This window comes from uncultured Microbacterium sp. (assembly GCF_963521695.1).
GTDB lineage: Bacteria > Actinomycetota > Actinomycetes > Actinomycetales > Microbacteriaceae > Microbacterium.
In genome coordinates, this window is sequence record NZ_CAUQWC010000137.1 from 1 (window position 1) to 9280 (window position 9280).

General features: G+C 70.1%; 8 protein-coding genes and 1 pseudogene. 4 read left to right on the forward strand and 5 right to left on the reverse strand.

Annotated elements, in window-relative coordinates; all coding sequences use genetic code 11:
* Positions 1 to 9 precede the first annotated feature (9 nt).
* Positions 10 to 849 (reverse strand): 16S rRNA (adenine(1518)-N(6)/adenine(1519)-N(6))-dimethyltransferase RsmA, encoded by an 840-nt coding sequence (rsmA, locus tag RWP81_RS10820; protein ID WP_314455986.1) that lies wholly within the window; start codon positions 847 to 849, stop codon positions 10 to 12.
* Positions 850 to 915: 66 nt separating this feature from the next.
* On the opposite strand from rsmA, the gene RWP81_RS10825 reads away from it, so the two are divergent.
* Entirely contained in the window at positions 916 to 2370 is a 1455-nt protein-coding gene (locus RWP81_RS10825) for a sugar porter family MFS transporter (protein ID WP_314455988.1), read from the forward strand.
* A 128-nt stretch (positions 2371 to 2498) separates the two neighbouring features.
* Here RWP81_RS10825 and RWP81_RS10830 read toward each other — a convergent pair whose 3' ends face one another.
* The 3 genes from RWP81_RS10830 to rsmI form a co-directional block, all read right to left on the reverse strand.
* Positions 2499 to 3383: a TatD family hydrolase gene (locus tag RWP81_RS10830; protein WP_314456000.1), complete on the reverse strand. Its 885-nt coding sequence runs from the start codon at positions 3381 to 3383 to the stop codon at positions 2499 to 2501.
* Between the two features lie 95 nt (positions 3384 to 3478).
* Entirely contained in the window at positions 3479 to 5053 is a 1575-nt protein-coding gene (gene metG / locus RWP81_RS10835) for a methionine--tRNA ligase (protein WP_314455990.1), read from the reverse strand.
* Positions 5054 to 5220: 167 nt separating this feature from the next.
* The gene (rsmI, locus tag RWP81_RS10840) at positions 5221 to 6039 is read right to left on the reverse strand and encodes a 16S rRNA (cytidine(1402)-2'-O)-methyltransferase (protein WP_314455992.1); all 819 of its coding nucleotides are present in this window, start codon (positions 6037 to 6039) and stop codon (positions 5221 to 5223) included.
* Positions 6040 to 6062: 23 nt separating this feature from the next.
* Between rsmI and RWP81_RS10845 the strand changes: the two genes are divergently transcribed.
* The 3 genes from RWP81_RS10845 (at position 6063) to RWP81_RS10855 (ending at position 8844) form a co-directional block, all read left to right on the forward strand.
* Complete coding sequence (locus RWP81_RS10845) at positions 6063 to 7634, forward strand: phospholipid carrier-dependent glycosyltransferase (protein WP_314455994.1); 1572 nt, start codon at positions 6063 to 6065, stop codon at positions 7632 to 7634.
* 1 nt (position 7635) lies between these two features.
* Positions 7636 to 8397: an AAA family ATPase gene (locus tag RWP81_RS10850; RefSeq protein WP_314455996.1), complete on the forward strand. Its 762-nt coding sequence runs from the start codon at positions 7636 to 7638 to the stop codon at positions 8395 to 8397.
* Between the two features lie 279 nt (positions 8398 to 8676).
* Positions 8677 to 8844, forward strand: coding sequence for a hypothetical protein (locus RWP81_RS10855; protein WP_314455998.1), 168 nt, complete (start codon positions 8677 to 8679; stop codon positions 8842 to 8844).
* A gap of 109 nt (positions 8845 to 8953) precedes the next feature.
* Here the strand turns inward: RWP81_RS10855 and RWP81_RS10860 are convergent.
* Positions 8954 to 9280 (reverse strand): annotated as a pseudogene (locus RWP81_RS10860) (thioredoxin domain-containing protein); the annotation flags it as partial.

Below are 9280 nucleotides of genomic sequence, written 5' to 3' on the forward strand. Positions count from 1 at the left end.
GGCGGTGCGTCAGAGCGCGGCGACGCGCGCGTAGTCGTCGACCGTCAGCTGCTCGCCGCGCAGCGTCGGATCGACGCCCGCCTGCTCGAGCATCGCCGACGCCTGGGCCGCGGTCCCACCCAGCACGCCCGCGAGCGCCTGCCGCAGCATCTTGCGGCGCTGCTGGAACGCGGCATCCACGATCTGGAAGGTGCGGCGCCGGTGCTCCTCGGTGCCGCGGGGCTCGGCATCCCGATCAAAACCGACGAGCACGCTGTCGACGTTCGGGACGGGCCAGAACACCTGCCGCGAGACCGTTCCAGCCAGCCGCCACGAGCCGTACCACGCGGCCTTGACGCTCGGGGCCCCGTAGATCTTCGAGCCGGGCGGGGCGGCGAGTCGCTCGCCCACTTCGGCCTGCACCATGACGACACCGCGCTGGAGATAGGGGAAGGTCTCGAGGAAGTGCAGCAGCACGGGAACCGAGACGTTGTACGGCAGGTTGGCCACGAGCACGCTCGGCTCGCCCGGCAGATCGTCGACACGCAGGGCATCGGCGTCGATCACCGTGAGGCGGTCGGCCGGCACGTCGTGCGCCGACGCGGTCGCGGGCAGGCGCTCGGCGAGGCGGTGGTCGATCTCGACGGCGACGACCGAGGCGCCGGTCTCGAGGATCGCCAGGGTGAGCGAGCCCAGGCCCGGCCCGATCTCCACGACGCGATCGGATGCCGTGACCCGCGCTGCGTGCACGATCTTGCGCACGGTGTTGGCGTCGACGACGAAATTCTGCCCGAGCTTCTTGGTCGGGGTGACGTCGAGGTCGGCGGCGAGCCGACGGATCTCGGCGGCACCGAGCAGGGAAACGGGCATTGTTCCACTGTAGTCAGGGCGCCGCCAGAACCCCTCCGGCGCGAGACCCGGGAGTAGCGTGGGCGGGTGAGTCAGACGCAGTCGATCCCCTCCAACGCCTTCACGCTCCGGAGCCCGTACGGGCGACGAGCGATCGGGCTCTCCCTCGCCGCCGCCGTGGGCGGATTCCTCTTCGGGTTCGACTCCTCGGTCATCAACGGTGCGGTGGACGCCGTCGAGAGCAACTTCGAGCTCAGCCAGGTGCTTACCGGATTCGTCGTGGCCGTCGCCCTTCTCGGCTGCGCCGTCGGCGCCGTGGTCGCCGGAGCGCTGTCGGACCGCTGGGGCCGGCTGAAGGTCATGTTGCTGGGCGCCGTGCTGTTCTTCGTCTCGTCGATCGGCGCAGCCCTCACTTTCAGCGTCCCCGACCTCATCCTCTGGCGCGTCATGAGCGGTCTCGGAATCGGCATCGCCTCGGTCGTCGCCCCCGCCTACATCGCCGAGGTCGCACCCCGCCAGATCCGCGGTTCGCTCGCATCGCTGCAGCAGCTCGCGATCACGCTCGGCATCTTCGGAGCACTCCTCTCCGACGCGGTGCTCGCCAATAGTGCCGGCGGCGCCGCCAATGAACTGTGGCTCGGGATGGAGGCGTGGCGGTGGATGTTCCTCGTCGGTGTCGTGCCGGCGGCGGTCTACGGCATCCTGTCGTTCACCGTTCCCGAGTCGCCGCGGTTCCTGCTGGCCAAGGGCCGGACCGATGAGGCCCGCTCGATCTTCGCCCGCCTCGTGCCGCCCGCGGACCTCGAGAAGACGATGAAGGACCTCACGCAGGCGATCGAGACCGACCGCAAGAACGCGAACGTGTCGCTGCGCGGACCGCTGCTCGGCCTCCAGCGCATCGTCTGGATCGGCATCATCCTGTCGGCGTTCCAGCAGTTCGTCGGCATCAACGTGATCTTCTACTACTCCACGACGCTCTGGAAGGCGGTCGGCTTCGAGGAGAGCGACTCACTGCTGATCTCGGTGATCACCTCGGTCACGAACGTGCTGGTGACCCTCGTGGCGATCTTCCTCGTCGACCGGGTGGGCCGGAAGCCGATCCTCCTGACCGGCTCGGTGCTGATGACGGTCTCGCTGGGCGCGATGGCCCTGGCGTTCACCTTCGCCCGGGGCAGCGGCGAGGACGTCTCGCTCCCGGCCCCGTGGGGCACGGTGGCGCTCGTCGCCGCCAACCTGTTCGTCGTCGGGTTCGGCGCCTCGTGGGGACCCCTGGTGTGGGTGCTGCTCGGCGAGATCTTCCCGAGCCGCATCCGCGGTCGCGCCCTCGGCGTCGCCGCCGGTGCGCAGTGGATCGCCAACTTCGCCATCACGGTGTCGTTCCCCGCGATGTCGAGCTGGTCGCTTCCGCTCACCTACGGCATGTACGCACTCTTCGCGGCGCTGTCGTTCTTCTACGTCGCCTACCGCATCCCCGAGACCAAGGGCATGGAGCTCGAACAGGCCGAGACGCTGTTCGTCGACAAGCGCAAGACGAAGGCCTGAGGCGCGGCGGAGGCCGGGCTCGTGTGCGGCGCGCGCGCACGGTTTCCGCGCGGGGATCGGCGTGGCGCCGTCACAATCTGCGCGATTCGCGCAGCCTCTGCGGCATCCGGGACCAGCCCGCTCCGACGTCAGAACGTGCCGTACACCGCGACGGTGTTCGCGGCGACCTGGGCGCCCAGTTCGTCGGCGTCGATGCCCCGCTCCGCCGCGAGGAAGCGCAGCGTGACCGGGATCAGGTAGGGCGCGTTCGGGCGGCCCCGGTACGGTGCCGGCGTCAGGAAGGGCGCGTCGGTCTCGACGAGGATGCGGTCGAGCGGCGTCACGGCGAGGGCGTCGCGCAGGTTCTGCGCGTTCTTGAACGTGACGTTGCCGGCGAACGACAGGTAGTAGCCACGGTCGGCGGCGATGCGCGCCATGTCGGCGTCGCCCGAGAAGCAGTGAAACACGGTCCTGTCGGGCGCGCCGACCCGCTCGAGGGTCTCGAGCACCGCGTCGTGCGCGTCGCGGTCGTGGATCTGCATGGCGATGCCGTGCTTCTTCGCCAGCGCGATGTGCGCCTCGAATGAGCGCATCTGCGCCGGGATGCCATCGGCCCCGGTGCGGAAGAAGTCCAGGCCCGTCTCGCCGATCGCCCGCACGCGCGGCTCGGCGGCGAGCTCGTCGATCACGGCGATCGCGGCGTCCAGCTCGCCCGCCCGCTCGTACTCGGGAGCTTCGTTGGGGTGGATCGCGACGGCGGCGAGCACGCGCGGGTGCGAGCGCGCGGCCCACGCCGACCAGCGCGAGGAGTCGACGTCGCCGCCCGCCTGCACGACGCCGTGCACGCCGACGGTCAGCGCGCGCTCGAGTTGCTCGTCAAGGGACAGCCCGGTGTCGCCGTCCTCGATCTCGAGGTGGGTGTGGTTGTCGTAGACCGGGATGCCGAGCGGCTCGGGCGCGGGCGGATAGCTGACGTCACGGCGACCGTCGGCGCTGCGCTCGCGCACGTACTGGCTGGGGTCGCCCGCCTCGATGGTGCCGCGGGGGCGCTCGACCGGGGTGGACCCGGCGGCCGGCTGCCGGGGGGCGGGCGCGCCGGACGCCTGGGCCGGCTCCGGTGTCACGGGCGTCACGCCTGCTCGACGCGCGGGAACAGCGGGGTGAGAACGGTGACCTTCGCCCCGGCGCCCAGCGCACCCCACTCCCCCGCCTGGCGGAGAGGCTGCTCGACCAGAAGCCCGAGGCCCTCGGCGGCGCCGAGGGCACTCCACAGCTTCTCGGTCGAGCTCGGCATGACCGGCGACAGCAGCACCGCGAGGGCGCGCAGACCCTCGGCCGCGGTGTAGAGCACCGTGCCGAGGCGCTCGCGCTGCGCCTCGTCTTTGGCGAGGGCCCACGGCTCGTTCTCGGTGATGTAGCCGTTGAGCGCGTCGACGATGGTCCAGATGGCGGCGATGGCCTCGTCGATGCGGAAGCGCTCGACGGCTGCGTCGGCGGCTGCGGCGGCATCCGCCACGATCTTCTGAATCGCCAGATCGCCCTCGGCATAGTCGCCGGCCGACGGCACGACCCCGTCGAAGTACTTCTCGATCATCGCGACGCTGCGCGACGCCAGGTTGCCGAAACCGTTGGCGAGCTCCGCCTGGTAGCGGGCCGACAGGTCTTCCCACGAGAAGGACCCGTCTTGCCCGAAGGCGATGGCGGAGAGGAAGTAGAAGCGGTACGCGTCGGAGCCGAAGACGTCGGTGATCTCGGTGGGCGCGATGCCGGTCAGCTTCGACTTCGACATCTTCTCGCCGCCGACGAGCAGCCACCCGTGGGCGAAGACGCCGCGGGGCACGTCGAGACCGGCGGCCATGAGCATGGCCGGCCAGATGACGGCGTGGAAGCGCAGGATGTCTTTGCCGACCACGTGGAACGCGGGCCACCGGCGGGCGAACTGCTCGGGGTCGTTGCCGTAGCCGACGGCGGTGGCGTAGTTGAGCAGCGCGTCGACCCACACGTAGATGACGTGCGAGGAGTCCCAGGGCACCGTGATGCCCCAGTCGAACGCCGAGCGCGAGATCGAGAGGTCTTTCAGGCCGCTCCGCACGAACGAGACGACCTCGTTGCGCGCCGACTCGGGACGCACGAAGTCGGGCTCGGTCTTGTACAGCTCGAGCAGACGATCCTGGAACTCGCTGAGCTTGAAGAAGTAGTTCTTCTCCTGCAGCAGTTCGAGGGGCTTGGAGTGGATCGCGCACACCTTGAGGCCCTCGAAGGGGCCGGTGCCGTCGACGATCTCGGCCTCGGGCTTGAACTCCTCGCAGCCGACGCAGTACAGCGCCTCGTATTCGCCCGCGTAGATGTATCCGCGGTCGAAGAGCGCCTGCACGAACTGCTGCACGCGCTCCTCGTGGCGGGGCTGCGTCGTGCGGATGAAGTCGTCGTTCGCGACGTCGAGCGTCTCGAGAAGCGGGAACCACGACTCGGTGACGAGCTTGTCGACCCACTCCTGCGGCGTGACGTTGTTGGCGGCCGCAGCGCGCAGCATCTTCTGGCCGTGCTCGTCGGTGCCCGTCAGCATCCAGGTGTCGTCGCCCGCCTGGCGGTGCCAGCGCGCGAGCGTGTCGACGGCGACGGTCGTGTACCCGTGCCCGATGTGGGGCAGATCGCTGGGGTAGTAGATCGGCGTCGTGATGTAGAAGGATCGGCCGGAAGTCACCTGAGGATTCTACGCAGGAGGCACCGACACGGCCGACCGTGTGACACCCCGACCGCGCCGCCGTCCGGTCGCCGGAGCCGGCGCGTGAGGGGTCACTTCTCGTCGCCGCGGACGATTCTCAGCGACACTGTCTGGCCCCTCGCGCGCTGTGCAGGCCGAGCCGGACCTCAGCGCTTGACGGCGAGCCCCGCCTGGTACAGCTCGCGCGAGGAGTGACCGGTCTGCGACGCCACCTCGGCAGCCGCCTCTTTGAGCCGCGTCCCGCCGCGCACGAGCTCGAGCACCTGGGTCACGGCATCCGGGAACGCCACCTCGCGGGCCTCGGCTCCGCCCACCACGATCGCGATCTCACCGCGCACGCCCTCGGCGGCCCACGCGGCGAGCTCGGCGAGGGTACCGCGCTTGACCTCTTCGTAGAGCTTCGTCAGCTCGCGGCAGACGGCGGCGGGGCGATCGGCGCCGAACGCCGAAGCGAGGTCGTCGAGGGTGGATGCCAGTCGCGACGGCGACTCGAAGAACACGAGGGTCCGCTCCTCGGAGGCCAGCTGCGCGAAGGCTCTGCGCCGCTCCCCGGGCTTGCGACGCGGAAACCCCTCGAACGCGAAGCGGTCGGTGGGGAGCCCCGCGACGGCGAGCGCGGTGACGACGGCGCTCGGCCCCGGGAGGGCGGTGACGGTGACACCGGCCGCGGCCGCCGCGGCGACGAGGCCGTCCCCGGGGGCGCTCCCCGTCGGCATACCGGCGTCGCTGAGCACGAGCAGATCGTCTTCGCGGGCGAGCTCGACGAGCTCGGCCGCCCGCTCCTTCTCGTTGTGATCGTGCAGGGCGATCAGCCGGGGGCGGTTCTCGACACCGAGGCCCGCCAGCAGACGCTGGGTGGTGCGGGTGTCTTCGGCGGCGACCACACGGGCGTTCTCGAGCGCTTCGACGAGGCGCCTCGAGGCGTCACCGAGGTTGCCGATCGGCGTCGCCGCGAGGATGATCACCGCCCCACCTTATGCTGGGGCGCGTGAGCACCGCTGTCCCCTCTCTGCGTCCCGAGGTGGAGCGCACGCGCCTCGATCGATGGCGCGACGTGCTGCTGGGCGACCCCCGGGGGCTCCGGCTGTGGCGCTGGCTGGCGCCGGCGCTCGTCACGATCGTCGCCGGGGTGCTGCGCCTGTTCGACGTCGGCACGCCGCACGCGCTCGTGTTCGACGAGACGTACTACGTGAAGGACTCGTGGAGCCAGTGGGTGCTCGGCTACCCGTCTGTCTGGCCCGAGAACGCCGATGCGAGCTTCGTCGCCGGCGACACCGACATCTTCACCGGCGTGGGCAGCTACGTCGTGCATCCTCCTCTGGGTCGCATCCTGATCGGCGCCGGCATGGCGCTCCTCGGTCCCGACTCGGCCACGGGTTGGCGACTGTCGGCCGTGGTCTTCGGCACGGCGACCGTGCTGCTGGTCTACCTGCTCGCGCACAACCTCACCCGCTCGATCACGTTCGCCACCGTGGCATCCGGTCTCATCGCCATCGACGGCCTGAGCATCGTGCTCAGCCGCACCTCGCTGCTCGACGTCTTCCTGACCTTCTTCGTCGTGCTGGCGTTCTGGTTCGTCGCGCTCGATCACAAACGCACCGGCGACCGTCTCGACGCCGCCATGGACGAACTCCCCGGCACCACCCACAATTGGGGCCCGCTGCTGTGGGACCGCCCGTGGCTGCTGGCGGCGGGCGCCGCCGCCGGTGCCGCCACGGCGGTGAAGTGGTCGGGGCTGTACCTGATCGCCGCGATCGGCATCTACGTCGTCGTGACCGATGCGCTGGCGCGCCGCCGCGTCGGGATCGTGCAGTGGCCGATGGATGCCGTGCGCCAGGGCCTGATCTCGTTCGTGCTCATCGTGCCGGTGTCTCTCGTGGTGTACCTGACGAGCTGGTCGGGCTGGTTGTTCACCACCGGCGGCTACATGCGCAGCAGCGAAGCTCTGGGCACCGGTCTGCTGTCATTCCTTCCCGTGCCGCTGCAGAACCTCTGGGCGTACCACGAGTCGATGTACGGCTTCCACGTCGGACTCGTGACCCCGCACAGCTACGCCAGCCCCGCGTGGCAGTGGCCGCTGCTGATCCGTCCCACCTCGATGTATTGGCACCAGGACGACTTCGGCGTCAACGGCTGCGCGCTTCCGAACGGCTGCACCGAGGCGATCTCGAGCAACGCGAACCCGCTCATCTGGTGGGCGGGCATCGCGGCATCCGTGTATCTGCTCGTGCGCTTCGTCCTGGTGCGCGACTGGCGCCATGCGCTGGTGCTGACGGGCCTGGGCGCCACCTACCTCCCGTGGCTGCTGTACCCCGAGCGCACGATATTCCAGTTCTACACGGTGGCGATGGTGCCCTTCCTCGTCCTCGCGGTGGCTTTCGCCCTGCAAGACGCCGTGCGGGGCGTCTGGCGGCTCTCCCGCGCCCACGCACAGGTGATCGCGGTGGTGTTCCTGGTCGTCTGCATCGGGATCTCGGCGTTCTGGTATCCGGTGTGGGCGGGCCTTCCCGTCTCGTACGAGTTCTGGCGCCTGCACAACTGGCTGCCCAGCTGGATCTGACATGGCACGGGGTGACGACTGGCTGCACGACCCGCGGCCGATCCAGCGCGTCAAGGTGTTCCGCGACGCGCCCGTCGATGCGCGGGCGTGGCCGGCCGACATCCCCGCCGTCGCTCACTTCCTCGACGTCGCGAGGACCGACGGCTGGGAGTTCGGCGCGGGCGTGACCTTCCTCGTCGGCGAGAACGGCTCGGGCAAGTCGACGCTGATCGAGGGCATCGCCGAGGCGTACGGCCTGCCCGCGGAGGGCGGGTCGACCAATGGCGGCGGTGAGACCCGCCGCACCGAGAGCCCGCTCGGCGAGTGGCTGCGCGTCGAACGCAGCCCGCGCGCCGCGCGGTGGGGCTTCTTCCTGCGCGCCGAGACGATGCACGGCTACTACTCGTGGCGCGACGACCTGCCCGACGCGCCGCCGAGCCTGCATCCGATGAGCCACGGCGAGTCGTTCAACGCCCTGCTCGACGAAGCGCTCGACCACCCCCGCTACGTCGCGGGGCTCGCGTGCCTCGACGAGCCCGAAGCAGCGCTGTCGTTCTCGTCGACGCTGCGGTGGTTGGCATCCCTCGATCGCATGCGCTCGCGCGGAACACAAGTGATCTGCGCGACCCACTCCCCCGTGCTGGCGGCGCTGCCGGGCGCGACGATCCTCGAGCTCGGCGAATGGGGCATCCGCGAGAGCGCATGGGAGGACCTCGAGGTGGTACGATTGCACCAGATCTTCCTCGGCGCCCCGGAGCGGTTCTTACGGCATTTGCTGGACTGAGGGGTCCGTAGGCGGTTCTCATGCACTTTGCGGGGAGCGGCGTGGGCGTGGGCGCGACGATGCTCGCAGAATCACGCATAAATCGCAGATGTGCGGGCGGATCCTGCGAGAAAAGAGCTCGACTGCGAGATTCGACAATGCGCCGACCGACGAGAATCATCGTCGGCTCACTGCACCGCTGTCAATTGCCGCACCGGCCCCCACGCCGGCGTTGCCGAATCGAGGCGCCCGGCCGAACAAGCCTGCGGCCGCACACCCGGTGTCATTGCGCGGTGGCACGTGGACGACCTCCGCTCCGTTGTCGCGGATCTGCTCGGGCGCGGCGCGAAAGAGTGGGAACCCGTCGTAGAACGGGAAGCCGACTTCATCACGGCATCGGTGGTCGACCCGTTCGGTAACGTTCTCGGACTCATCCAGAGCCCGCACTTCGTCTCGCACGGTTCGTGAGGCCCACCATCGACCGCGGACTGGTGCGAGCGAGTGGTCCGTAGGAGCGGGTCAGTCCGGCCGACCCAGCCGAACCCGCGCTCACATCCGACGCACCCGACCCCACGCGTCAGACGAGCGCCCCCGGATCCGTCGTCGGCAGGGCGCACGTGAACGCGCGGCAGTCATATGCCGTCGCCTCGCCTGCCAGGGCGCTCTTACCCGCGAACAACTCGAAGCCCGCGGCGGCGAACGCCTCGGCCTGCGGGGGCGACACCACCGCGACCACGTCAGCGGCGACCCGACGCGCGGCGTCGGCGATCTCGGCATCGGGCTCCCCCACCACGACGACCTGACGCGGCGCGGATGCCAGACCCACCGCCACCTCGAGGATCGCTCCGTGCGCGAGGGGCGTCGACAGCGCGGTCTCGGCGGCGGCGCGCACGAGCGTCTCGGC

Bases quoted from the DNA above. Each gene is read 5' to 3' on its own strand.
- rsmA (WP_314455986.1), bottom strand. From the start codon at position 849: ATGCCCGTTTCCCTGCTCGGTGCCGCCGAGATCCGTCGGCTCGCCGCC.
- RWP81_RS10850 (WP_314455996.1), top strand. From the start codon at position 7,636: ATGGCACGGGGTGACGACTGGCTGCACGACCCGCGGCCGATCCAGCGC.